This is a genomic window from Nocardioides sp. CPCC 206347, from assembly GCF_048654605.1.
Taxonomy (GTDB): Bacteria; Actinomycetota; Actinomycetes; order Propionibacteriales; family Nocardioidaceae; genus Nocardioides.
The window spans coordinates 607,432-632,066 of sequence record NZ_JBMCYZ010000001.1; the positions used below are offsets into that span (position 1 = coordinate 607,432).

Sequence of the window (24,635 nt, forward strand, 5' to 3'; positions counted from 1 at the left end):
AGTCACCTCAGCGCGTACGTCGCCAGCGACACCGCCACGTAGTGGCAGACGAAGGCGAGGATCGTGAAGGTGTGGAACACCTCGTGGAAGCCGAACCACTCCGGCTTGGGGTTCGGCTTCTTCAGGCCGTAGATCACCGCACCGAGGGTGTAGAGGATGCCGCCCGAGGCGACCAGGACGAGCGTGGCGATCGCGACCGCCGTACCGAGCTTCTCGCTGCCGTCGATGAAGTCGGGGATGAAGAACACCGCGGCCCAGCCCATGCCGATGTAGATCGGCGTGTAGAGCCAGCGTGGGGCGCCGGTCCAGAACACCCGGAACAGCACGCCGAGCACCGCGGCTCCCCAGATGACGACCAACAGCACCACCCGGGACGTGCCGTCGAGCAGCAGCATCGCGAACGCGGTGTAGGTGCCGGCGATCAGCACGAAGATGTTGGCGTGGTCGAAGCGGCGCAGCATCGCCCAGATCGCCGGCTTCCACGTGCCGCGGTGATAGATCGCGGAGACGCCGAACAGGAGCAGCGCCGACGCGATGAAGACCGCCGATCCGGCCTTGGTCTCCCCGGTCGGCGACAGCACGATCAGGACGACGCCGGCGGCGATCACGAACGGGACCGACCCCGCGTGCAGCCAGCCGCGCAGCTTCGGCTTGAGCTCGGCCATCTTGTCGGCCATCACCGTGAGGGCGGCCTCGTGGTCAAGGAACTTCACGTGAGGATCTTCAGGGCACCGGGCAGGACACGCACAACCGCCGGCTGTTCCTGAGACGTCGGCAACATCCCGAGCGGCTCGCCGTCGCCACCCATGGGCACGGAAGGACTCCCACTGATCTCCACTGTTGCCCCCCGCAGCACGGTCACCTGGTCGAGCAGGACGTGCGCGCCGTCGTACACCTTCGGCAACGCCTTCATCATCTCGCGACGCGAGGCTGCTTCGATGACGATCACATCGAGGAGTCCGTCGGTCAATGACGCGTCCGGGGCGATGTGCATGCCCTTGCCGTAGTAGCCGGAGTTGGCCACGACGACGGTGGCCGCGACGAAGGAGTGCGTCGTACCGTCGATGACGACCGTGAACGTCGAGGGGACGTACGTCGCCAGGGAGTGCACCGCGGCGTAGGGGTACTGCAGCTTCGCCGGCATCCAGCGGACCTTGTCGACGATCTCGCCGGCGCGCGCATCGACACCTGAGTAGACCGAACCGGCCACCAGGCGCGGTTCGGCGCCCGGCAGCGTCACGGAGATCAGGTCGGTCGGCGTCTCGGCACCCTCGAGGAGCACCTTCGCGATGACCTCGGAGTCCTCGGACAGCTTCAGCATCCGGGCGAAGTCGTTGCCGCGGCCGGCCGGGATCATGCCCAGCACCCCGTTGTCCTGCGAGACCTGGCCGGCGATCGACGACAGCATGCCGTCGCCGCCGACGGCGACGATCACGTCACCGCGCGCGACCCCGGCCCGGACCAGGTCGAGCGTGGCCTTGGGGCCGGGTGAGTACGTGACCTCGACCTCGGCGCCGGCGTCGCGGAGCAGCCGCGCCACGGGGACGACGGCGGCCGGAGCCGCGCCACCACCCGACAGCGGGTTGACGAGGAAGGAGAACGACCTCACGGGATCAGCACCCCCGGATTGAGGATCCCGGTGGGATCGACGGTGGCCTTCACGCCGCGCAGCATAGCGACGCCGACCGGGCCGATCTCCCGCGCGAACCAGGCCTTGTGGTCGGTGCCGACCGCGTGGTGGTGCGTGATCGTGGCACCGGACTCGATCATGGCGTCGGACGCTGCCGCCTTGGCCGCGAGCCAGCGCGGAAGCGGGTCGTCGCCCTGCTTGGCCGCGACCGTGAAGTAGAGCGAGCAACCGGTCTCGTAGACGTGCGAGACGTGGCAGAGCACCAGGGTGCCCTCGCCGAGGCTGGCCTCGAGCGCGGCCTTCACGCTGGTGTAGAGGCGGTCGGTGTTGGACCAGAACGTCGCCGTCTCCAGCGTCTCCACCAGGACACCCACGTCGAGCATCGAGTCGCGGAGGTACGGCGCGTGGAAGCGCCCGGCGAGCCAGGCGTTGCCGCGCTCCTCACCGAGCGGCTCGCCGCCGAGGGCGGTCAGCGCCTCGGTGACGACGGTCCGCTTGTTGGCGATCGAGGCACCTTCGTGGCCGACGATCATCAGGCAGCCGGTGGCGGCTTCCGCACCGACGGCCGTCTGGCTGGCCAGGTTGAGGGCCGTCTCGGTCTCGTCGGAGAGCCGGATGATGGTCGGGAGCAGCTGGTTCTGCGCGAGGTGGCGCATCGCGGCCTGACCGGCGGCGAACGACTCGAAGCGCCAGGCTTCGTACGCCGTCTCGGTGGCGATCGCGCGGACCCGCACCGTGACCTCGGTGATGACACCGAAGGTGCCCTCCGAGCCGAGCAGGAGCTGGCGCAGGTCGGGGCCGGCGGCGTTCTGCGGCGAGGAGCCGGCGACTAGCTCACCGACGGGCGTGGCGACCTTGAGGCCGACGACCAGCTGGTCGAAGCGGCCGAAGCTCGCGCTGTTCTGGCCGCTGCTGCGCGTCGCGGCGAAACCACCGATGGTGGCGAATTCGAAGGACTGCGGGAAGTGCCCGAGGGTGACGCCGAACTCGGCGAGGGCGGCCTCGGCCTCGGGGCCGCGCATGCCGGGCTGCAGCTTCGCCGTCATCGAGATCGGGTCGACGCTGACGAGCTGGTTGAGCCGGATCAGGTCCAGGCTGACGAGGCCGGCGTAGCCCTCACGGCGCGCGACGAGACCGCCGGTGACCGACGTACCGCCCCCGAAGGGGACGACGGCGACGTGGTGGTCGACGGCCCACGCGAGCAGCTGGACGACCTCGTCGTGGCTGCCGGGTCGCGCGACGACGTCCGGGGCGTCGGTGAGGTCACCGGCACGGGCCTTGAGCAGGTCGGGGGTCGACTTGCCGCGGGTGCGCAGGCGGCGGGTCTCGTCGTCGGTGAGCACATGGGCGGCGCCGATGACGTCGCGCAGGCCGGCGAGCAGGTCGTCCGGGAGGCCCGAGGCCGGAACGCTGACCGACTCCACGGCCGGGGTGTCGAGCGCGCCGAACGCGAGCTCCACGAGACCTTGGGTGGACTCCGGGAGGGGACCGGCGTGGCTGGCGTCGCCCCAGCGCTGGGGGTGCATTTCTCGGGTCATGCGTTACAGTGTGACACATGACGTCAGTTCGTAACAAGGATCGCTTCCTCGACGCAGCCCGCGAGGTCATCCTCACGGTGGGCTGGAAGCGCGCCACCCTCACCGACGTGGCCCGTCGTGCCGACGTGTCCCGGATGACGGTCTACCGCGCCTACCCGGACATGCAGTCGATCCTCGCCGACCTGATGACGCGCGAGTGGGTCGCGCAGATCGACGGCGTCGTCAACGAGGTCGTCAACGAGGTCGAGCAAGACGGCGACAGCGTGCTCGACGTGATCGCGCGCCGGCTGGCTGCCGCGGTGTCCGTGCTGCGCGAGAACGAGCTGTTCCGCCGGATCATCGACGTCGACCCCGAGCAGCTGCTGCCTTACCTGATCGACCGGCGAGGTCGCTCCCAGGACGTCATCATCGGCGCCCTTGCCGACCGCCTCGCGCAAGCACAGGCCGTCGGCGAGGTCCGGGCCGGGAACCCGCTGCTGCTGGCCCGCTCCCTCATGCTCGCCGCCCACGGCTTCGCGATCTCGGCGCACACGATGCAGGACGACGACCTGACCCAGGCCGACTTCGACACCGAACTCACGACTCTCGTCCGGAGGTACCTCGCGCCATGACGTCGTCACCCACCCGCCTCCGGCCCGGCCTGGCCGACGCACCCGCCTCGGTCGACCTGCTGGTGATCGGGCTCGGCGTCACCGGCGCCGGGGTCGCCCTCGACGCCGTCTCGCGCGGCCTGACCGTCCTGGCCGTCGACGCCCACGACTTCGCGTTCGGCACGTCGCGGTGGTCGAGCAAGCTCGTGCACGGCGGCCTGCGCTATCTCGCCAACGGCCAGGTCGGCGTGGCCCACGAGAGCGCGGTCGAACGCGGCATCCTGATGGAGTCGACCGCTCCGCACCTGAGCCACCCGATGCCGATGCTGCTGCCGCTGATGACCAGCGTCTCCCTCGCGCAGGCCGCGCTCGCCTCGGCCGGTTTCCGGGCCGGCGACGCCCTGCGCATCAGCGCGGGCACCAGTGCCGAGACGCTCCCCCGCCCGCGGCGGATCTCCCGCAACGAGGCACTCCGGCTCGCCCCTGGCTTGCGCCTGTCCGGCCTGCGCGGCGGCCTGCTCAGCTGGGACGGCCAGCTCGAGGACGACGCCCGCTTCGTCACCTGCCTCGCCCGGACCGCAGCCTCGCTCGGGGCCGAGGTGCGCACCCGCGCGCGGGTGCTGTCCGCGACGGGCAAGGGCGCCGTGCTCCGTGACGAGCTGACGGGCGAGACCGTCGGCGTCACCGCTCGAGCGGTCATCAACGCCACCGGGGTGTGGGCCGGGACCCTGGTCGAGAACGTGAGGCTCAAGCCGTCGCGCGGCACGCACCTGGTGCTCCGGGAGTCGACGCTGCCCGGCCTGGCCGCCTCGCTCACGGTGCCCGTCCCCGGGACCACCAGCCGGTTCGTGTTCGCCCTCCCCCAGCCCGACGGCACGATCTACGTCGGCCTGACCGACGAGGAGACCGAGGGCGAGATCCCCGACGTCCCCCAGGGCACCGAGGCCGAGATCGGTTTCCTGCTCGACGTCGTCGGCGCCGCGTTCGAGAAGCCGCTCCGGCGCTCGGACGTGATCGGCACGTACGCCGGACTCCGGCCGCTGCTCGACTCCGACGGCGCGACGGCCGACCTGTCGCGCAAGCACGCCGTGCTCACCTCACCGACCGGCGTCGTGACCGTCGTCGGCGGCAAGCTGACCACCTACCGGCAGATGGCCGAGGACGCCGTCGACGCCGTCGCCCTCACTGCGGCACCCTGCGTCACGCGCAACCTGCCGCTGCTGGGCGCCGCGCCCCGCGAGGAGCTCGCGAAGCTCGAAGCCCCCGCCCGTCTCGTACGACGATTCGGCACCGAGGCCGCACTGGTGCTGTCCAACGCGGTCGATGTGACCGGGTTGCCCGAGCACGAGCTCCTGGCCCCCGGCCCGCAGGGCATCACGCTCGCGGAGCTGGTCTTCGGCATCACCCACGAAGGCGCTGCCGACGTGGACGACCTGCTCGATCGTCGTACCCGGGTGGGGCTGGTGCCCGCGGACCGGGTGCTGGCGCTGCCGATGGCCGAGCGGGCGTTCGAGCTCTGCCGGCACTGAAGCTCAGTCGCTGCTCTCGCGATCCTGCAGACCGACCGCGGCGCGCAGCTCCTTGGCGTGCTTCTGGACCTCCTCGGAGTCGGAGTCGGCTGCGATCGCAGCGAGCACCGCGGCGAAGGCATCCAGCTTGCGGTGCAACGCCTGCTCGGACCGGCGGTTGTGGTTCTCGAGCAGCACGACGAGGAACAGGGTGAGGATCTCCGCGGGGAGCACGAAGGCGATGTACCAGTGGTCGAGCGAGTGCAGCAGGAAGTAGCTCGGCGCCCACAGCAGGGTGAGACCCACGATCGCGAGGAAGAACAGGTCACGGGACGCGACGTCCTGGGCCCGGGCGGCGAACTCGTCGAACCAGTTGCGCCGTGACGAGACCTCGGACGGATTGCGATGTTCGTCGTCGTTCATCGGGCCACGCTAGTCGCTGGGTCGTCCCCGCGTGCACGGAGTGACCATGGCCCGCGGGCCCCCGATCCGCAACACTGCTCGAATGACGGTGGAACAGAAGGTCACCTACTGCCGGATCTGTGAGCCCCTGTGCGGTCTGGTCGCGACGGTCGAGGACGGTCGGTTGCTCTCGCTGCGCCCCGACCAGGACCACCCGCTCTCGCGCGGCCAGGCGTGCCCGAAGGGGATCGCGTTCACCGACGTCCAGAACGACCCCGACCGCGTGCTGCATCCGCTCCGTCGCAACGCGTCGGGCGAGTTCGAGCAGGTGAGCTGGGACGACGCCCTGTCCGACATCGCGTCCCGGCTCAGGAAGATCCGGTCGACGTACGGCGGCAAGGCGGTCGGGATGTACTTCGGCAACCCGAGCGCCTTCTCCTACTCGACCACCCTCTGGGTCGCGGGCTTCATGAAGGGGCTCGGGTCCGACCACCTCTACTCGGCCGGTTCGCAGGACATCAACAGCCGCTTCGTCGCCAGCCAGCTGTTGTACGGCGCCCTGACGCAGCTGCCGTTCCCGGACCTCCCCCGCACCGACTTCCTGCTCGTCCTCGGCGCCAATCCGCTCGTTTCGCACGGGAGCGCGATCAACGCGCCGCGCATCAAGGACCACCTGAAGGCGATCACCACGCGCGGCGGCCGTGTCGTCGTGGTCGACCCGCGTCGGTCCGAGACGGCCCGCGCCTTCGAGCACGTGTCCGTGAACCCCGACTCCGACGCGTGGCTGCTCCTCTCACTGCTGCACGTGATCTTCGAGGAGGGCCTGGCCGACGAGGCCGCGCTCCAGCGGCAGACCCGCGGTGTCGACCTGATCCGCACGGCCGCGGCTGCACAGTCGCCCGAGGACACGGAAGCGATCACCGGCGTGCCCGCGGCCACTGTCCGGCAGCTGGCGCGGGACTTCGCCACGGCGCCGAGCGCGTCGGCGTACGGCCGGACAGGGGCGTGCCTGGGCCGACACGCCACGCTGGTCAGCTTCCTGATCGACGTGCTCTCCATCGTCACCGGCAACCTGGATCGCGCCGGCGGCACGCTGTTCAGCCTCGGCGCCATCCCCCTGGAGGAGATGGCGGAACGGGTCGGCCTGGCGTCGTACGACACGAAGCGCTCGCGGCTCGGCGACTTCCCCGAGGTGCTCGGATCGTTCCCCGCAGCCCTGATGGCCGACGAGATCACGACCCCGGGCAAGGGCCAGATGAAGGCGATGTTCCTCGTCGCCGGCAACCCGGTCCTCTCGGTCCCGAACGGCGAGGCGTTGTCCGCGGCGCTGCCCGAGCTCGACCTGTTGGTGTCCCTGGACCTCTACGTCAACGACACCAACCGGCACGCCGACTACGTCCTGCCCTCGACGACCTTCCTCGAACGCGAGGACTTCCCCATCGCCATTGCGTCGGCGGCCCCGACGCCCTTCTTCCAGTCGACCGAGGCGGTCGTGACGCCGTACGGCGAAGCCCGCCAGGAGTGGGAGATCGTCGACGAGATCGCCCGCCGGGCAGGCGTCGCCCTGTTCATGCTCGGGCCGCTGCGGCACGTGGGGAGGCCGGTCGCCCTCGCCCATCGACTCTCCCCCGTCTGGCTGACCCCGCGCGCCCTCATCGAGACGCTCCTGCGTCTCGGCCCGTACGGCGACCGGTTCGGCCTGCGACGCGGCGGGCTCAACGCCGCCAGGCTGCGCAAGAACCCGCACGGCATCGTGCTGGGCGACCACGCCGCCACCGGGCAGCTCAAGCACGCGGTGCGACACCGAGGCGGGAAGGTCCGCCTCGATCCCCCGGAGATCGCAGCCGAGCTCGCCCGCCTGGGCGACCGGCACGTCGACGACGCGGCGTACCCGCTGCGGCTGATCGGACTGCGCGAGCTGCGCTCCCAGAACTCGTGGATGCACAACAGCGAGTTGCTGATGAAGGGCAAGCGCGAGCACCGGGCCCGGATCAACCCGACCGACGCGGCCACGTCGGGGATCGCCGACGGTGCCCAGGTCCGGATCCGCTCCGAGCACGGCGTCATCGAGACGACCGCGCTGCTCACCGACGACGTCAGGGTCGGCACGGTCGCCGTACCCCACGGTTGGGGCCACGTCGGAGGTGGCTGGGAGCGCGCCAACAAGGCGGGCGGCAGCAACGTCAACCAGCTCACGTCCAGCAAGGTGGCCGATGTCGAGCGGCTGGCCGGGATGGCGCACCTCAACGGCGTGCCGATCGCGCTCGAGGCGGTCTGACATGAGCATGTGGGGACGGATCTTCGCGGCTGGCTACGACCGGATCATGGCCGGTGTCGAGAAGTCCGTGCTCGGGGCGCACCGCGAGGCGCTGGTCGGCCGCGCGAGCGGGCGGGTGCTGGAGATCGGCGGCGGCACCGGCGCGAACCTTCCGTACTACCGCGACGGCATCACCGAGCTCGTCATCACCGAGCCGGAGGAGCCGATGGCCCGCCGACTGGAGCACAAGCTGGCCGCCTCCACCCTGCAGGCACTGGTCACGCGGGCGCCGGCCGAGAAGCTGCCGTTCGCGGACGCGAGCTTCGACTTCGCGGTCTCCACCCTGGTCCTGTGCACGGTCGATGACCCGGCGAAGTCACTCGCCGAGATCCGGCGACTGCTCAAGCCGGACGGGACGCTGCTCTTCCTCGAACACGTCCGCTCCGACGACCCCGGGCTGGCTCGCTGGCAGGACCGCCTGCACGGCGTGCAGGTCCGCGTCGGACACGGCTGTCACTGCAATCGCGACACGCTCGCCTCGATCGAGCAGTCGGGCTTCACGGTGTCCGAGCTGCAGCACGACCGGATGCTCAAGGCCCCGCCGATCGTGCGGCCCCTCATCGTCGGGATCGCTCAAGCCAGCACCTGATCGACCTTCCGGCCGCCACCCACGGCCCGCCAGAACGCTCAATTTCTGGGCGCCCGACTGGACAGATGTCCAAAGAATTCGCCCCACGGTTACCACCCGGTAGGGGGTGACGCCTCACCCGTCGGACATGTAGAACATGTTCTTGTTTCGTCCGACAACGTGAGGGAGATCACATGCAGGACACAACGACGCCGGGCAAGGGACGCAGCCGCGTCTCCCGGCGCGGATTCCTGGCCGGCACCGGCTCGGCCTTCGGCATCGCGGCGGTAGGACTGCCCGCCGCGATGCCGGGGCGGGCAAGTGCGGCCGCGATCGGGAACGGCGCCTCGGTTCCGGCGCTGGTCATCGGGACCGGGTACGGCGGCGCGGTGGCCGCGTTGCGCCTCGCGCAGGCCGGCGTACAGGTCGAGATGGTCGAGATGGGCATGTCCTGGGACACCCCCGGCGCTGACGGGAAGATCTTCCCGAAGGTGACCTCCCCGGACAAGCGGGCCTACTGGCTGCGCACCAAGACCAAGGCACCGGTCAGCAACTTCTTCGGGTTCCCGATCGACACCGACATCACCAGGTACACCGGCGTCCTGGACGCGGAGGAGTTCGCCGGCATCACGGTCTACCAGGGCCGTGGCGTGGGCGGCGGCTCGCTGGTCAACGGTGGCATGGCGGTGACCCCGAAGCAGTCGCGCTTCAACTCGATCCTGCCCTCGGTCGACGCGACGGAGATGTACGACACCTACTACCCGCGGGCCAACACCGCACTCGGCGTCTCTTCCATCGACCCGGCATGGTTCGAGACCGCGAGCTGCTACCAGTACGCCCGGGTCGGACGGAAGCACGCACAGCGCTCGGGCTTCGCGTGGACGTTCGTCCCGGACATCTACGACTGGAACTACATGAAGGCCGAACAGGCCGGGACGGTCACCCGTTCGGCGCTCGACGGCCAGGTCATGTACGGCAACGACCACGGCAAGAAGTCGCTCGTCCAGACCTACCTCGCGCAGGCGCTGGCGACCGGACGGGTGAACGTCTCGACGCTGCACCGGGTCACCTCGGTGACGCCGGCGTCCGGTGGCGGCTTCACGGTGACGATCGAGCAGATCGACACCTCGGGCAACGTGGTCACGACGAAGACGGTCACGGCGGCGAAGGTCTTCTTCGCGGCCGGCAGCGTCGGCACGAGCAAGCTGCTGGTCAAGCTCAAGGCCACCGGCGCCCTGCCTGCCCTCAACAACGAGGTCGGCAAGGGCTGGGGCGACAACGGCAACGTGATGGTCGGTCGCGCCAACCACATGTGGGACGCGACCGGCACCCTGCAGTCGACGATTCCCTGCTCGGGCATCGACAACTGGGACGCCGGCGGTGCCTTCGCAGAGGTCGCTCCCCTGCCGACCGGCATCGAGACCTATGCGTCGCTCTACCTGGCGATCACCAGGACGACCCGGCGTGCCGAGTTCACCTGGAACGCCGCGGCCAACAAGGTCGACCTGTCCTGGCAGACCGCCTGGAAGCAGGACTCCATCAACATGGCCAAGACCATCTTCGACAAGATCAACAGCAAGGAAGGCACGATCTACCGCACCGACCTCTTCGGCGGCTACAAGGTCTGGCAGGACGGCCTGACCTACCACCCGCTCGGCGGCGCGGTCCTCAACAAGGCGACCGACAACTACGGCCGGTTGCACGGATACACCGGGCTCTACGTCATCGACGGTGCGTTGATCCCCGGCAACACCACGGTGAACCCGTTCGTCACCATCACCGCGCTGGCCGAGAGGAACATCGACAACATCCTCGCGAACGACGTCTGAGCGACGTCTGTGGGGCCGACGGGCGAGGGCACGCTGGGTGCCCTCGCCCGTCGGGGTCCACCGGCTCACTGCGTGACGACGAACGCCGGGCTGGTGCCCGTGAACGGGCTGATCGCACCGAACAGGTTCCGGGCGTCCCCGAAGTAGCGGATCCGGTAGCTGCCCGTCGGGGTGCCGACCGGGATGTCCCACGTCACCGTGGCCCTGGACGCCGCGAGGCCCTCACGCGCCCACCGGAACTTCGTGGACCAGTCGCCGTCGTCGGCCACCCGCACCCAGGCCGAACCGACCTTGCGTTCCACCGCGAGATAGGTCCCGCCGAGATGGAGGTTGTTGTTGGGGTGCGCACCGACGAAGGTCACGGAGACCTGGTCGCCGATCGGGTACGACGCGGACGGGGCCTTGAGGACGTCGCCGTAGCCGTGCCCCAGGGACGGGGCATCCATGACGACGGCGCCGGAGAGACTGGGGATCTGCTCGCCGCTCCGGTCGCGCTCCTTGGTGCCGAGCTCGACCGGGGAGCCGGCCTTCATCGCCGTGGCCAGGCCTGCCGTGACCTGCATGAAGGCCGGGAGCTCGTAGCGGCCGAACAACGTGCTGGCTGCCTCGTACTCCTTGGAGTCGTACTCCTCGGGTGTCGTCAGGTAGTGGGCATAGGCATTGGCATAGCCCTGCACCAGCACGTTCTTCAGGTCGGCGCCGACGATCCTGGCGACCGTGCGCCGCAGCCGCAGCCCCGAGACGATGGTGACTTCGGCAGGCATCCCGATCAGGTAGAGCCCGCCGATGCGCATCAGCTGCACCGGCAGCTTCTGCTGCACGAGGTCGAGCGAGCCGGCGGGGAGCAGCACCTCCTTCGGCGCCTGGCAGGCCTTGAGCTCCGGGCTGGCGGTGTACAGGAGATCGGCGATTCCGCTCCACAACGGGTCGCCGCCGGCCTGCCCGCTGTGGATCGGCAGGCCCCCGCCACCGTCCTCCGTGCTGCCAGCGATGAACCCAGCCCCCAGAGCTGCGCTGCAGGTGCTGTGCGGCTTGCCGTCGGGGGTGTAGGCGCCGCTCACGTCGACGTCCGCCATGTCGACGTACACGATCCGTGAGTCGACGCCGCCCGTGACGGTGCGAACGTTGGTGGCCAGGCCCTTGGACGCGGAGTCGTACATCCGCGTGCCGATGATCCGCGTGTTCTCGAACTCGTCCGCGGTGGGTCCGTCGGTGGGATGCAGGTTGAGGTTCGGCGACATGTCGCCCGCGTTGGTCTGCGCGAAGGACGAGATGAAGGCCGGATCCGTCTGGCCGACGTAGTCGACCTGCTTGACCTGCCGCTCCCAGCGGTAGGACGCGAAACCCTTGTTGTCCGGGCTGATCAGTGTGTTGTGGGTGGACATGCTGGTCGCGTGGACAGGGAACCAGTTGATGACTCCGTCGAGAACGCCGCCCCGGCGCACCTGCAAGGTGGTGGACTGCGGGTCGATGGCGTTGGGGAACATCGCCTTGTCTGCAGCCGGGTTCCGGTCGAAGGCGGTCCTGGCCCGATTCACGCTGGCGTTGTTCAGCTGGCTCGTCGAGAGCGTCAGTGCCGCCGGAGCCAGGTCGGCGTGGGCCCGGGTGATGGAGCTGACGATCCCGTTGACCAGGGCTTCGAAGGTCTTGCCCTGATAGCCGAGGGTCGTCAGGTTGTAGAGATTGTGGTGCGAGTCGCCGCCCGGCCCTGCGTGGGTGTGAGTGGCGGTCAGCATGACGTTGCGCTCGGAATAGGTCCCCGGCAGGCGCTGGTCGAGGCGCGTGAGTACGGCGTCCCGGATGCTCTGGAAGATCATTCCCGTGTCGGCGACGACATGGACGACACGCTCGCCCGTCGCACGGTCCACGATCACGAAGGCGCGCGAGCGCTGCCGCAGGTGGATCCCCGACGTGTTCTGCGCGAAGTCGGCGTAGCCCAGCATGCCGTTCTCGGCCGGCTGCCCGGTGACGTCGGCGATGCCGCGTCCCACGAGGTACGGCTCGCTCGCTGCGGCGACCCCGCTGGCCGCAGGAGCGGCGCCGGGCACCAGGCCGGCCGTCGCGAGGACGAGGACGATGAGCCCGCAGAGTGCGGCCAGGGCTTTGCGCGAGAGGGGACGGTGCGACACGGAGACCTCGAGAAGAGTTGGGGTGCCACGTCCACCAGGTCGACATGGCCGGTCCCGCGACCGTAGGAGCAGCACCACGTCGATGTGAAACACCCTTTCCGTGCCGGATTCACCGGTTTCCGCTGTGACGGACTTCCCTGTCGCCTCGGGGCACGTTGGTGGTTCCGCCGGAGCCCTGACGACCGGGTCGATCAGGGGCAGCAGTGGTCCGGGACGATCGACAGGCCGTGACAGGACCTTTGGCCCTCACCACCGACAGCCGTGCGCGACAGATTGGGGAGCACGAAGAACTGAGGAGGTCCTGACCATGGCGGTCATCCAGCACGACATCACCCCCACCACCACGACCGGTGATTCCCGCGGCGTCCGGCTGACGGGTACGGCGGCCCGCGCGGTCGCCGTACTCCGGATCGGCTTCGGGCTCACCTTCCTGTGGGCCTTCGTCGACAAGGTCTTCGCACTCGGCTTCCACACGGGCTACGACCAGACCGGCACGCTCGACCGGTTCGGCGACGCGGCCTGGATCCACGGCGGCAGCCCCACCGAGGGGTTCCTCGCGTTCGGCGCCGACGGTCCCTTCAAGGGCTTCTACAACAGCATCGCCGGTGCCGCCTGGGCCGACACGCTCTTCATGCTGGCCCTGCTCGGCATCGGCCTCGCACTGACTCTCGGCGTCGCAATGCGCCTGGCCGCCGGCTCCGGCGCACTGCTCTACGTGATGATGTGGACCGTCGTCCTGCCGCCCGAGAACAACCCGGTGCTCGATGACCACCTGCTCGGTGCGATCACGCTCGTCGTGCTGGCCCTGCTCAGCGCCGGAACCACGTGGGGGCTGGGTGCCCGCCTCGAGAAGACCGAACTGCTCCACCGGTTCCCTGTTCTCCGCTGACGCACGTCGATTCCCCGGGGCGTCACTCGCTCCGGAGTGAGCCGAACGGCTGTCCGCGCGCGATGAACGGCCGTAATGTCAGAGGGTGACCGAGCTCGCGGACGCCGAGGAGTTCCGCCGACGGCGGGACTGGTCGGCGGCGTACGACGCCTTCGCCTCCCTCTCCGATCGCACGCCATCGGTCGTCGAGGGCCAGGCGGAAGCGGCCTGGTGGCTGGGCAGGACGGACGAGTCGATCCGGCTCTACACCGAGGCCTATCGCGGGTATCCCGAGCCGGCCGAGGGCGCCGCGCACGTCGCCGTACTCCTCTCCATCCACACGCGACTGCTGGGCGAGGCCTCGCAGAGCGCTGGCTGGGTCGGGCGCGCCCAGCGGATCCTGGACCAGCTTCCGGAGAGTGCCGCCCATGGGTACCCCCTGTATCTCGGGACAGCGGGACTCATGGGCGGCGACCTGCACGATGCCGAGGCCTCGGCCCACCGCCTGCAGGACCTCGGTCGCCGGCACGATGACCCCACCCTCGTGGCCCTGGGCGTCTACTTCGAAGGTCGCGTACGGATCCGGCAGGCCCGGGTCGCCGAGGGCCTGGCGCTGCTCGACGAGGCCATGGTTGCTGCCCTGTCGGACGACCTCGGTCCGCTGTGGACGGGCGCGATCTACTGCGGACTGATGGACGCGTGCAACGAGCTGCGCGATCTGCGTCGTGCCTCGGAATGGACCGAGGCCACCCGCCGCTGGTCGGAGCCGCTGCCACTGGCCTCGCTCTTCCCGGGCATCTGCCGGGTGCACCGGGCACAGAACCTGCAACGCCGCGGCGCGTGGGAGGAAGCCGAGCAGGAAGCGCTCGGCGCCTGTCAGGACATGGTCGGGATCGACGTCTTCGCCGTCGCGGACGCCTACTACGAGGTCGGCGAGGTACGCCGGCTCCGCGGCGACCTCGACGGCGCGGAGCAGGCCTACACGCAGGCGCACGACTACGGACGGGACCCGCAGCCGGGCATGCCGCTCCTGCGCCTGGCGCAGGGCCGCATCCCCCAGGCATCCGCATCGATCGCGGCCGCGCTCGCCTCGCACACCGGAAGCCGGCTGGAGCGCGCCCCGCTCATGGCTGCACAGGTCGACATCGCGCTCGCAGCAGGCGACGTCGACACCGCTGACAGCGCGGCCGACGAGCTCACCACCATCGCCGAGACGTTCGACAGCGTCGGTCTCCGCGCGGAAGCGCACCGCTGTCGTGGCGCGGTGGCCATCGCCGCGGGACGAACGGTGGAGTCACTCGGGGCCTTGCGATTGGCGTTCAACGCATGGCGCGAGCTCGACGTACCGTTCGAGGCCGCGCGTACCCGCCTCCTGCTGGCACGGGCCCTGGCCGAGCTGGGCGATGCGGACGGCGCTGCCCGCGAGGAGGCGGCCGCACAGGCGTGCTTCGACAAGCTCGGCGTGACGGTTCCTCGCGAGGCCACGACGGCCGGGCTGACGGCCCGCGAGCTGGAGGTGATCCGCCTGCTGGCGTCCGGGAAGAGCAACCGGGCCATCGCGGACGAGCTGGTCCTGAGCCCCAAGACCGTGGCCCGGCACCTGTCCAACATCTTCGCGAAGACGGGCACGACCTCGCGATCCGCCGCGACGGCGTTCGCCTACGACCACGGACTGATGGGTCGAACCACCCACGTCTGACCAGCGTGGAAATGGGTCGCCTGCCCGATGAGCGGACCGCCCTCGGGCTCCTAGGTTTCCGGTAGCGATCCCGCCCCGGGGTCGCCCGATCCAGGGAGTAGTCATGCCGAAGTACGTCATTGAACGCGAGCTGCCGGGTGCCGGCCTGTTGTCCGCCGACGAGCTGCACGCCATCTCGGCCAAGTCCAACTCCGTCCTCTCCGCCATGAACGGCCGGGCGCAGTGGCAGCAGAGCTATGTCACCGACGACAAGGTCTACTGCGTCTACTTCGCCGAGGACGAGGCAGCGGTGCGCGAGCACGCCGAGTGCGGAGGCTTCCCCGCCAACGCGGTGAGTCGGGTGTCCGCGGTCATCGACCCGGGCACCGGGGAGTAGCCAGTGAGGGGTGTCCGGAAAAGCCAAAAGGCTGTCCACGTCCGTCAAGACCTGGACGGCCTCCGGCGCCCATCGTTGTGAGCATGAACACACACCACTACGACGTCGTCGTCATCGGTGCCGGCCTGTCCGGCATCGGCACCGCCTGTCAGATCACCAGCCAGCACCCCGGCAAGACCATCGCCGTCCTCGAGCGCCGCGAGCGACTCGGTGGCACCTGGGACCTGTTCAAGTATCCCGGGATCCGGTCGGACTCCGACATGTTCACCTTCGGCTACAAGTTCCGGCCGTGGGTCGACTACAAGGTGCTCGCCCCCGGCGCCGCGATCCGTGACTACATCGCCGACACCGCTGCAGAACACGGCATCGACGAGAAGATCCACTACGGCCTCAAGATCGTGTCGGCCGACTGGTCGAGCAACGACGCCCGCTGGACCGTCACCGCCGAGCGGGAAGCGACCGGCGAGACCGTCGAGTACACAGCTGGCTTCCTGGTCAGCGCCACCGGCTACTACAACCACGACGCCGGCTTCCTGCCGACGTTCCCGGGGTCCGAGGACTTCCAGGGCCAGCAGGTCCACCCCCAGCACTGGCCCGAGGACCTCGACTACGCCGGCAAGAAGGTCGTCGTGATCGGCAGCGGCGCCACCGCCGTCACCCTGGTGCCATCGATGGCCGGTACGGCGGGCCACGTCACGATGCTGCAGCGCTCGCCGTCGTACATCTTCGCGGTCCCGGCCTTCGACAAGATCTCGGCGGTCCTCAACAAGTTCCTGCCGGAGAAGCTGGTGATCCAGCTGGCCCGCAAGCGCAACATCGCCATCCAGCGCTACATCTTCCTGGCCTGCAAGCGCTGGCCCGCGATGATGCGCAAGTTCCTCCTGTCGCACGTGCAGAAGCAGGTCGGCGCAGACGTCGACATGGCTCACTTCACGCCCAACTACATGCCGTGGGACGAGCGCCTGTGCGCCGTACCGGACGGCGACCTGTTCAAGGCGCTCAAGGCCGGCGACGCATCCGTCGTGACCGACCACATCGAGACGTTCACCGAGACCGGCATCAGGCTCAAGTCGGGCCAGGTGCTCGAGGCGGACATCATCGTGACGGCCACCGGCCTGCAGCTGCAGGTGCTCGGCGGCCTGAAGCTGACGGTGGACGGCGTGCCCCGCGAACTGCACAACGGCATGACCTACAAGGCCGTGCTCGTCGAGAACGTCCCGAACTTCTCCTGGATCTTCGGCTACACCAACGCCCCGTGGACGCTGAAGTCCGACATCGCCGGCGAGTACCTCTGCCGCCTGCTCCAGCACATGGATGAGAACGGGTACGTCGCCGCGACTCCTCACGACAGCGACGACTCGGCGCTGGACGAGGGCATCTTCGGCTCCCTGCAATCGGGCTACCTGCAGCGTGGCAAGGCGATCATTCCCCGCCAGGGCGCCGCGGGACCGTGGAAGGTCGCGATGGACTACGCCCACGACTGCAAGGTCCTCCAGGACGACCCCATCGACGACGGCGCACTGCACTTCGAGACGCAGCGCCCGGCTCTCGCGAAGGTCGGCTGACATGTCCCCGGTCAGCTTCTTCAGCAAGAACGTGGCGTGCGCGGCCTGGCACCTGCCCGGCCAGGGTGACGCCTTCGTCGGAACCGGCGGCCGACCCTGCGTCGTGATGGCGCACGGCTTCGGAGGCACCCGCGACACCGGCCTCCTCGCGTTCGCCGAGGGGTTCGCCGCCGCCGGTCTCGACGTGCTCCTGTTCGACTACCGCGGGTTCGGCGACTCGGACGGGTCACCCCGCCAGCTCGTGTCGTTCCGCCAGCAGCGCGCCGACTACGTCGCGGCCATCGCGGCGGCACGGACGTTGCCCGGCGTCGACCCTGAGCGGATCGTGCTCTGGGGGACGTCGTACTCGGGCGGGCACGTCGTGCCCGTCGCGGTGGCGGACGGACGGATCGCCTCCGTGGTGGCGATGACTCCAGCCATGGACGGCCTCGCCGCCCTGATCGCGATGTACCGCCACGGTGGGGTACGACGACTGGCCCCCCTGGTCGTCAACGGACTCCGCGATGCCACCCGTGCCCTGCTCGGTCGCGCGCCGCACCACATCGCGCTCGTCGGCGAGCCCGGCTCGACCGCCGTCCTGACCGGCCCCGGCGCCCTCGCGGGCTACACCGCACTCGCCGGACCGACGTGGCGCAACGAGGTGTGTGCCCGGGTGGCCCTCGAGGTCGCGTTCAACCGGCCGATCCGCTCGGCCTCGCGGTTGCGGACCCCGCTCCTCGTCCAGGTCGGGGAGAACGACTCGGTCGTCCCGCCTGCGTCCTCGAAGCGGGCCGCGACCCGCGCCGGTGGCCCCTCCGAGCTGAAGGCCTATCCCCTCGACCACTTCGACATCTACGACGGCCCGGAGCAGCACCGCGCACTGGCCGACCAGATCGACTTCCTCCGCCGGCACCTCGCCGGTCAGGTCCGACACACCACAAAGAAGGTGGCATCACGATGAGCAGCTATTCCGTCAACAACAAGGTCGCCCTGGTCACCGGAGCCGCCCGCGGGATCGGCTTCGAGGTCGCCCGGCAGCTCGCCGAGCGCGGCGCCCTGGTGGCCCTGGTCGATCTCGACCCGGCCGCGACCGCGGCTGCCGCCGCCACGATCGGTGATCGGGCGATCGGCATCGGCGCCGACGTCACCGACGCCGCCGTCATGCAGGGCGTCGTCGACCAGGTCGTCACCACTCTCGGCCGGCTGGACGTCGTGGTGGCCAACGCGGGCATCGCACCGAAGGTCGCCACGGTGCGGACCATGGACCCCACGCTCTTCGAACGCGTCCTCGAGGTCAACCAGCTCGGCGTCTACCGCACGGTCCTCCCGGCCCTGCCGCACGTCATTGCCAACCAGGGGCACGTCGTCTGCACCGCGTCGATCTACGCCTTCCTCAACGGCGTCCTGCTCGCGCCGTACGCCATGTCCAAGTCGAGCGTCGAGTCGTTCGGGCGTTCGCTGCGTGGCGAGCTCGCGCAGCATGGCGCAACTGCCGGGGTGGCCTACTTCGGATTCATCGACACGACGATGACCCGGGAAGGATTCGCGGACGACATCGCCGACCGCTTCCTGGCGACCTTCCCGAAGCTCCTGATGAAGAAGATGACCCCTGCGCGCGCGGCAGCGTCCGTCGTCGACGGCATCGAGCGCCGCAAGCCGCGGACGATCGCGCCGAAGTTCTGGACCGTCTACTCCGTGCTGCGCGGGCTCCTGAACCCGGCACTCGATCGACGCACCGAGCGGAACGCCGCGATCCAGGCCGTCCTCCGGGACGCAGACCAGATCGCGCCCGTGCAGCAGGTCGCCCCGATCGTGGGTGTCTCCGCATGATGGCCATGGTCAGCCTGTTCGCGTTCATGCTCATCCCGATCTGGATTCCTCTCGTCGCAGCGTCCCTCGGCTTCGTGTCCGACCGGTGGCGTGAGGCCCGAAGGAACGTTGCGCGGCTCAGCGCGGAGGCCCATACTCTTGTCATTTCCGGACAGGAGCGGAGTCGCGGTGGGAAGCCTGATCCGATCCACCGGCCTGTGGGGATATCCCGACCTGGTTCGTGAGCTCGGCGGGGACCCGACGCCGCTCCTGGCACGGTTCCACCTCCGTCCCGGCGTCGAACGCGAGGACGATGCCCTCGTTCCCCTCGACGCCGTCCTGCGCATCCTGGCCACCACGGCCGACGAGCTCGACTGCCCCGACTTCGGCCTGCGCATGGTCCGCTGGCAGGGGCTGGGCATCCTCGGACCGGTTGCCGTCATCGCGCGCAACTCGGACACCGTGCAGGACGGGCTGGGGGCCATTGCCCGCTATCTCTACGTGCACTCCCCCGGCCTGAAGCTCGCCGCGGAGCCCCGGGATGCCGGTGTCGGCATCCGGTTCGTCTACGAGGTGGTCGAGCCGTCCGCCCCCGACCCACGTCAGGGCTACGAGCTGAGCATGGCGAACGTCGTACTGATGCTGCGCCTGCTGGGCGGACCGGACGCGCGCCTCAACACCATGTCCTTCCTGCACGATCAGATGGGTCCGACAGCGGCGTACGCCGAGACGTTCGACTGCCCAGTCCACTTCGCCCAGGAATGGTGCGGGTTCGAGATCCCTTCGGACCTGGCCGCGCGGTCGATCGACAGCGCAGACCCGGAGACGCGGCGCATCGCCACGAAGTACCTCGAGGCCAACTACGTGCCTGCCACGGCGCCGATGTCCGAACGTGTCGCCGAGCTGACACGTCGGCTGCTCCCGACCGGGCACTGCACCGCCGAGACGATCGCCGAACAGCTCGGGATCCACGAGCGCACCCTGCGCCGCCAGCTGACCGCCGAGGGCACGGGTTGCCAGGAAGTGATCGACCACGAGCGTCGCACCCTGGCCGAGAAGTACCTCGCGGACCCGCGGCTCCAGTTCGGCCAGATCGCAGCGATGCTCGGGTACGCCGAGCAGAGCACCCTCAACCGGTCGTGCCGACGCTGGTTCGACAAGACACCGCGCGAGTACCGTTCCGCCGCGGCTACTTCGTGATTCCGTCCAGGGCCAGGGTGCAGATCGACGCGATCCACGCTTCGTCGAGCGCGGCCTGACCCGGCGTCAGCACCGCGAGCAGCGCGCTGCCGCCGATGACGTTCAGCAGGTGGTCGGCGCGTACGCCGCGTCGTACCTGCCCCTGGTCGGCTGCCAGGTCGAGGAGCTGCTGGACCTCACCGGTCCGCGACAACCACAGCCGGTCGATCAGCTCGCGATGGAGGTCGGGGTGCGGCACCAGGTCGCTGAGCAGGCCGGGCAGGGCGGCGCGCGCCACGGGATCCGAGAACAGCAGGGCGCTGCCGCGAACCAGGGCCTCCACGTCGGCACGGAGGTCGCCGGTGGAGGGCAGGCCGGTCGCGAGCGACTCGGGGAAGACGGCCTCATGGACGAGATGGGCCTTGGACTGCCAGCGCCGGTAGATCGCCGGCGTGTTGGTGCCCGACCGGGCGGCCACGGCCGCGAGGGACAGGCCGGCGTACCCCTCGGTCGCGAGGAGGTCGCGGGTCGCCGCGATCACCGCCTCGTCGATCCGGTGGTCGCGCGGGCGGCCCGCGGTGCGGGTTCCGGAATTCGTTGCCTGCATTTCGTTACTGATCGTAATGTATTGCCCATGCAACAACCAGCGACCGGCCTCGCGGTCGACATCCGGCTCGATGCTGCTCCCGACGAGGTGGCCGTGCGCGCCCGGGAACTGGCCTCGACCGGGGTCGCCGGACTCTTCACCTTCGAGGGCCCGCACGACGCCTTCCTGCCCCTCGCCGTGGCGGCTTCCTCCTGCGGTCCGATCGACCTGATGACCAACGTCGCGATCGCGCTCCCCCGCAGCCCGATGCACCTCGCCCACCTCGCCCACGACCTGCAGACCCTGTCCCGGGGCGGGTTCCGGCTCGGACTGGGCTCCCAGGTGAAGGCACACGTCGAGCGCCGGTACGGCGCCACCTGGGACCGGCCCGTCGCACAGATGAAGGACCGGGTGCAGGCCGTCAAGGCGGTGCTGGACGCGTGGCAATCCGGGACCCGCCTCGACTTCACCGGCGAGTACACCCACCTGGACCTGATGCCGCCGATGTTCAACCCCGGCCCCAACCCGTACGGCGTCCCGCCGGTCCTGTTGGGGGCGCTGGGACCGGCCATGACGCGAGCCGCGGCGGAGGTGGCCGACGGCCTGCTGGTGATGCCCTTCAACTCTGCACGCCACTTCACCGAACGCACGCTGCCCGCGATCGAGGAGGGCCTGCGCCGACGCGAGGGCGACCCCGACGGCTTCACGATCCACCCGCAGGCGATCCTCGCCATGGCGTCGGACCCGGCGGAGCTGGACGTGGCGATCGAGGGCGTCCGCCGCCTGCTGGCGTTCTACTCCTCGACGCCGGCCTACCGCCCCGTGCTCGAGGTCGAGGGCCGAGCCGACCTGCAACCCCGGTTCGCGGACGCCGTACGACGGGGCGAGCTCGTCACGAGCGCGCACCTCATCGACGACGACCTGCTCACAAGGCTCGCGGTCGTCGGCACGCCGCAGGAGTGCGCCCGGCAGCTGCTCGACCGCTTCGGCGGCCACGCAGAACGGGTCTGCTGCTACTTCCCCGGGTCCGACCCGTCGCTGGACCTGATCAGCCAGCTGGTCAAGGAACTGGGCCCGAAGAAGTTGTAAGGAACTCCCCGCCCGCTGCTCCAACAGTCATCAGCACACCAACCCGACTGAAGGAGCACTCCGATGAACCTGCGCCGCACCGCCGCCACCTTTGCCCTCGCCGCTGCCGCACTGCCGCTGGCTCTGGGCAACGCGTCCGCCGCCCACGCCGAGGACGCCGTCCTCGCCAACACCCAGGCCAGCGTCGCCGAGATGCGCGCCTCGGTCGCCACCCAGATGCAGAACAAGGCCTTCGGCTGGCAGCTCGCCATCTCCCAGAACGGCACCCTCAAGGTCGCCGATGAAGGCGGCTTCGCCGTCTCCGCCGCCGACAACAACGGCGTCCCGGTCCCGATGCAGGCCAGCATGCAGATGGAGCTCGCGAGCGTCACCAAGAACGTCACCGCGGTCGCCACCATGAAGCTGCTGCGCCGCAACGGCCTCACCCCCGAGACGCTGGTCTGGCCCTACCTGCCGAAGACCTGGGACACCAGCAAGTTCAAGCAGGTCCGGTTCCGCCACCTGCTGACCCACACCTCCGGCATCAACCAGGCGCTCGCCGCCCTCGCCAACCCGCCCAGCAACAACGGCTGGAACGCAATGAAGACCGTCGTCGAGCTCGGCACCGTCGTCGACTCGCAGCGCCAGTACAAGAACGCGAACTTCGCGCTCCTGCGGATCATCAACGCCGAGCTCTGGAACCGCAGCGGTGGCAAGAAGTACACCAACGCCGCCGAGGAGATCACCATCACCGCGGCCAACCACACGTCGTACGTCCTCGAGTTCATGCGGGAGTTCATCTTCAAGCCCGCCCAGATCGGCGGCATCGGCTGCATCACGCCCGGCACCACGACCGGGATCCGTTCGTACCCGCTGAACGCCACGCAGGCCAGCAACGGCAGCGTGCTCGGCACCGGAAACGAGGAGTGCGCCGGCGCCCGCGGCCTGGCCATGTCCTCGACCCAGCTCGTGCAGTACCTCAGCAAGCTGCGCAGCGGCGCGATCATCCCGCAGGCCGACCTCGACTGGATGGACCTGTGGCGTGCCGGCTGGAACGAGGACTCCAACGGTGGCGACGGCGGCCAGTCCGGCCCGGCCGACGGCGAGATCGACAACTGGCGCTCGCCGGGTGCCTACTGGCACGGCGGTGACCTGCTCGGCACCAACCAGCTGCACACCTGCGCCATGACCTTCGACGACGGAACGCAGGCCACCCTCCTGGTGAACTCCGACTTCAGCGGCAACACGCAGTGCGGCGTCCTGCTCAAGGCCTGGTACGACGCCAAGCCCTGACCCGAGCCGGGGAACCCGAGCCGCCCGCATCGCTGATCCCAGCGGTGCGGGCGGCTTCGTCTCCGAGGAGGCTCCGCAGGCATTTGGCCTGGCGCTTTGTGGGCGGAACGGGCGTACTGTCGAAAGGTCCAGTCGGGTCCGGAAACCGGCAGTCGACCTCGGGGTGCAGCCGTTGGCCCACCTGACGCCACCACATCCCCGAGAGGCTCCATCATGGCGTCCGAGAAGCAGAGCATGAACAACCCGCACGAGACCCGGCCCTTCCAGGCGCACGGGCACATGGACGTCGTCACCCTCGGCGACTTCACCCTCGGCCGAGGCACCTTCGAGCCCGGCTGGCGATGGTCGAACGACGTGAAGCCGATCGCCGGCACCGACTCCTGCCAGGTCCGGCACTACGGATACTGCGTCTCCGGCCAGATGACCGTCCTGTTCGACGACGGCAGCGAGATGACCGTGGAAGCGGGCGACGTCACCCTCATCGAGCCGGGACACGATGCCTGGACCGTCGGCGACGAGCCGTGCGTCATGTTCGACTCCGGCGTCGCGGCCTACGCCAAACCCAGCTGACCGCTGGCAATGGCTTCCGGGAGCGAGCCGCGGACGGGGAAGCGCGCGAAGAGGGTCGCCTGGACCGCGTGATAGAGGTCGGGCTTGCCCGGCCACACCGTGCGCAGCGGGTGCTGGTGGCGATCCAGCTGGTGGTGCCACGACCCCTGTTCACGATCGAGCAGGTACCGGTCGGCGTACTCCCACCAGGTCCGGGCGTCGCGGTCGTAACGCTCCTCGCCCGTCGTGGCATGGAGAACGGTCGCGGCGGCGATCGCCTCGGCCACCACCCAGTGCATCCGGTCGTGGACGACCGGGCGACCTTCCCAGTCGGTCGTGTAGACGAACCCCTTCGCGCCGTCGACCGCCCACCCGTCGGTTGCCGCGCGCTCGTACAACGCAACTGCCGCGGCCGTGTGGTCCTGGCCGGTCGCGGCATCGAGGTGCAGCAGCAGGCGTGCCCACTCGAAGGCGTGGCCGACCGTGGCGCCGTACGGCTTGAACTGGTCGTTCGGCTGCTCGCGGTTGAAGTCGGGTTGCGGCACCCACTGCTCGTCGTAGTGCTCGGGCAACCGCCAGCCGAAGTCCCTGCCGATGCCGACGACCCGCTCGCAGATGCGGGCCGCGCGATCGGTCCACACGCCGCCGACGGCCAGCATCGCCTCGACCGCGTGCATCGTGCCGTTCAGCCCGCGGTACGACGCCGGGGTCGACCAGTCACGGGACCACTCGTCGATGCACATGCCGCTGCGCTCGTCCCAGAACCGCCCCTCGAACACCGGCTCGGCATCGGCGAGCAGTCGCTCCGCTCCAGGGACCTCCGCCCGATGAGCGGTGGCCGCGGCCAGCAGCACGAAGGCGTGCTGGTAGCAGGACTTCTCGACCGGCAGCCAGCCACCGTGCTCGTGGTCGCGGAACTCCCCGTCCAGCGCCGCGAGGGCTCCTGCCGCAAGGAGCCCCGAACCGGGGCGCCCGAGCAGGACGCCGAGACTGCGCACGTACAAGGTGCGGGCGCAGAGCCAGGTCTGGCGCGGCTGCCCCGGATCGGCGAGCCCGACGTCGTCGAGCCACGAGCCCGGCGCAGCGCTGGTCCCGAAGTCCAGGAGGCGGTTCTGCTCCGCCTCGAGCCAGCCAGGGTCACCAGGTCGCATGG

The 24,635-nt window shown here is 69.7% G+C and carries 22 protein-coding genes; 15 read left to right on the forward strand and 7 right to left on the reverse strand.

What is annotated here, in order from left to right; genetic code table 11:
• Positions 1-2: 2 nt before the first annotated feature.
• Genes trhA through ACOACQ_RS02935 form a run of 3 tightly spaced genes read right to left on the reverse strand, consistent with a single transcriptional unit; the run spans position 3 to position 3,168 of the window.
• Entirely contained in the window at positions 3-713 is a 711-nt protein-coding gene (trhA, locus tag ACOACQ_RS02925; protein WP_378602697.1) for a PAQR family membrane homeostasis protein TrhA, read from the reverse strand.
• Entirely contained in the window at positions 710-1,609 is a 900-nt protein-coding gene (locus ACOACQ_RS02930; RefSeq protein ID WP_420287583.1) for a diacylglycerol kinase family protein, read from the reverse strand. Before ACOACQ_RS02930 ends, trhA begins: the two co-directional genes overlap by 4 nt.
• Positions 1,606-3,168 (reverse strand): FAD-binding oxidoreductase, encoded by a 1,563-nt coding sequence (locus ACOACQ_RS02935; RefSeq protein ID WP_378602703.1) that lies wholly within the window; start codon positions 3,166-3,168, stop codon positions 1,606-1,608. Before ACOACQ_RS02935 ends, ACOACQ_RS02930 begins: the two co-directional genes overlap by 4 nt.
• 17 nt (positions 3,169-3,185) lie before the next feature.
• On the opposite strand from ACOACQ_RS02935, the gene ACOACQ_RS02940 reads away from it, so the two are divergent.
• Positions 3,186-3,779, forward strand: coding sequence for a TetR/AcrR family transcriptional regulator (locus ACOACQ_RS02940; RefSeq protein ID WP_378602706.1), 594 nt, complete (start codon positions 3,186-3,188; stop codon positions 3,777-3,779).
• Positions 3,776-5,287, forward strand: coding sequence for a glycerol-3-phosphate dehydrogenase/oxidase (locus ACOACQ_RS02945; RefSeq protein WP_378602709.1), 1,512 nt, complete (start codon positions 3,776-3,778; stop codon positions 5,285-5,287). The genes ACOACQ_RS02940 and ACOACQ_RS02945 overlap by 4 nt, the downstream gene beginning before the upstream one ends.
• Before the next feature lie 3 nt (positions 5,288-5,290).
• Here the strand turns inward: ACOACQ_RS02945 and ACOACQ_RS02950 are convergent, their stop codons facing one another.
• On the reverse strand, positions 5,291-5,689 hold the full coding sequence (locus ACOACQ_RS02950) for a low affinity iron permease family protein (protein WP_378602712.1): 399 nt from the start codon (positions 5,687-5,689) through the stop codon (positions 5,291-5,293).
• A gap of 82 nt (positions 5,690-5,771) precedes the next feature.
• Between ACOACQ_RS02950 and ACOACQ_RS02955 the strand changes: the two genes are divergently transcribed.
• The 3 genes from ACOACQ_RS02955 to ACOACQ_RS02965 all read left to right on the forward strand — a co-directional run bounded on the left by ACOACQ_RS02955 (position 5,772) and on the right by ACOACQ_RS02965 (position 10,382).
• Positions 5,772-7,946 (forward strand): molybdopterin-dependent oxidoreductase, encoded by a 2,175-nt coding sequence (locus tag ACOACQ_RS02955; protein ID WP_378602715.1) that lies wholly within the window; start codon positions 5,772-5,774, stop codon positions 7,944-7,946.
• Between the two features lies 1 nt (position 7,947).
• Positions 7,948-8,574: a class I SAM-dependent methyltransferase gene (locus ACOACQ_RS02960; protein ID WP_378602718.1), complete on the forward strand. Its 627-nt coding sequence runs from the start codon at positions 7,948-7,950 to the stop codon at positions 8,572-8,574.
• 173 nt (positions 8,575-8,747) lie between these two features.
• On the forward strand, positions 8,748-10,382 hold the full coding sequence (locus ACOACQ_RS02965; protein ID WP_378602721.1) for a GMC oxidoreductase: 1,635 nt from the start codon (positions 8,748-8,750) through the stop codon (positions 10,380-10,382).
• Between the two features lie 65 nt (positions 10,383-10,447).
• On the opposite strand, the gene ACOACQ_RS02970 is transcribed toward ACOACQ_RS02965, so the two are convergent.
• Positions 10,448-12,511: a neutral/alkaline non-lysosomal ceramidase N-terminal domain-containing protein gene (locus ACOACQ_RS02970; RefSeq protein WP_378602724.1), complete on the reverse strand. Its 2,064-nt coding sequence runs from the start codon at positions 12,509-12,511 to the stop codon at positions 10,448-10,450.
• Between the two features lie 307 nt (positions 12,512-12,818).
• Between ACOACQ_RS02970 and ACOACQ_RS02975 the strand changes: the two genes are divergently transcribed.
• The 7 genes from ACOACQ_RS02975 to ACOACQ_RS03005 all read left to right on the forward strand — a co-directional run bounded on the left by ACOACQ_RS02975 (position 12,819) and on the right by ACOACQ_RS03005 (position 20,007).
• The gene (locus tag ACOACQ_RS02975; protein ID WP_378602727.1) at positions 12,819-13,400 is read left to right on the forward strand and encodes a hypothetical protein; all 582 of its coding nucleotides are present in this window, start codon (positions 12,819-12,821) and stop codon (positions 13,398-13,400) included.
• An 85-nt stretch (positions 13,401-13,485) separates the two neighbouring features.
• The gene (locus ACOACQ_RS02980) at positions 13,486-15,078 is read left to right on the forward strand and encodes a LuxR C-terminal-related transcriptional regulator (RefSeq protein WP_420287584.1); all 1,593 of its coding nucleotides are present in this window, start codon (positions 13,486-13,488) and stop codon (positions 15,076-15,078) included.
• 103 nt (positions 15,079-15,181) lie between these two features.
• On the forward strand, positions 15,182-15,454 hold the full coding sequence (locus ACOACQ_RS02985) for a DUF4242 domain-containing protein (RefSeq protein ID WP_378602733.1): 273 nt from the start codon (positions 15,182-15,184) through the stop codon (positions 15,452-15,454).
• Positions 15,455-15,537: 83 nt separating this feature from the next.
• Positions 15,538-17,019 carry a flavin-containing monooxygenase gene (locus ACOACQ_RS02990; RefSeq protein ID WP_420287585.1) on the forward strand — a complete coding sequence of 494 codons (1,482 nt, stop codon included), beginning with the start codon at positions 15,538-15,540 and terminating at the stop codon, positions 17,017-17,019.
• Between the two features lies 1 nt (position 17,020).
• On the forward strand, positions 17,021-17,959 hold the full coding sequence (locus tag ACOACQ_RS02995) for an alpha/beta hydrolase (protein WP_378596055.1): 939 nt from the start codon (positions 17,021-17,023) through the stop codon (positions 17,957-17,959).
• Entirely contained in the window at positions 17,956-18,828 is an 873-nt protein-coding gene (locus ACOACQ_RS03000) for a short-chain dehydrogenase/reductase (protein WP_420287586.1), read from the forward strand. Before ACOACQ_RS02995 ends, ACOACQ_RS03000 begins: the two co-directional genes overlap by 4 nt.
• Before the next feature lie 168 nt (positions 18,829-18,996).
• Positions 18,997-20,007, forward strand: coding sequence for an AraC family transcriptional regulator (locus ACOACQ_RS03005; RefSeq protein WP_420287587.1), 1,011 nt, complete (start codon positions 18,997-18,999; stop codon positions 20,005-20,007).
• Here the strand turns inward: ACOACQ_RS03005 and ACOACQ_RS03010 are convergent.
• Positions 19,997-20,593 carry a TetR/AcrR family transcriptional regulator gene (locus ACOACQ_RS03010; RefSeq protein ID WP_378606103.1) on the reverse strand — a complete coding sequence of 199 codons (597 nt, stop codon included), beginning with the start codon at positions 20,591-20,593 and terminating at the stop codon, positions 19,997-19,999. The genes ACOACQ_RS03005 and ACOACQ_RS03010 overlap by 11 nt on opposite strands.
• A 27-nt stretch (positions 20,594-20,620) precedes the next feature.
• On the opposite strand from ACOACQ_RS03010, the gene ACOACQ_RS03015 reads away from it, so the two are divergent.
• From ACOACQ_RS03015 to ACOACQ_RS03025, 3 genes are all read left to right on the forward strand, one after another.
• Entirely contained in the window at positions 20,621-21,661 is a 1,041-nt protein-coding gene (locus ACOACQ_RS03015; RefSeq protein ID WP_420287588.1) for a TIGR03617 family F420-dependent LLM class oxidoreductase, read from the forward strand.
• A 63-nt stretch (positions 21,662-21,724) separates the two neighbouring features.
• The gene (locus ACOACQ_RS03020) at positions 21,725-22,933 is read left to right on the forward strand and encodes a serine hydrolase domain-containing protein (RefSeq protein WP_420287589.1); all 1,209 of its coding nucleotides are present in this window, start codon (positions 21,725-21,727) and stop codon (positions 22,931-22,933) included.
• Positions 22,934-23,146: 213 nt separating this feature from the next.
• Complete coding sequence (locus tag ACOACQ_RS03025) at positions 23,147-23,503, forward strand: cupin domain-containing protein (RefSeq protein ID WP_420287590.1); 357 nt, start codon at positions 23,147-23,149, stop codon at positions 23,501-23,503.
• Here ACOACQ_RS03025 and ACOACQ_RS03030 read toward each other — a convergent pair.
• Entirely contained in the window at positions 23,485-24,633 is a 1,149-nt protein-coding gene (locus ACOACQ_RS03030) for an AGE family epimerase/isomerase (RefSeq protein ID WP_420287591.1), read from the reverse strand. The genes ACOACQ_RS03025 and ACOACQ_RS03030 overlap by 19 nt on opposite strands.
• Positions 24,634-24,635 lie beyond the last annotated feature (2 nt).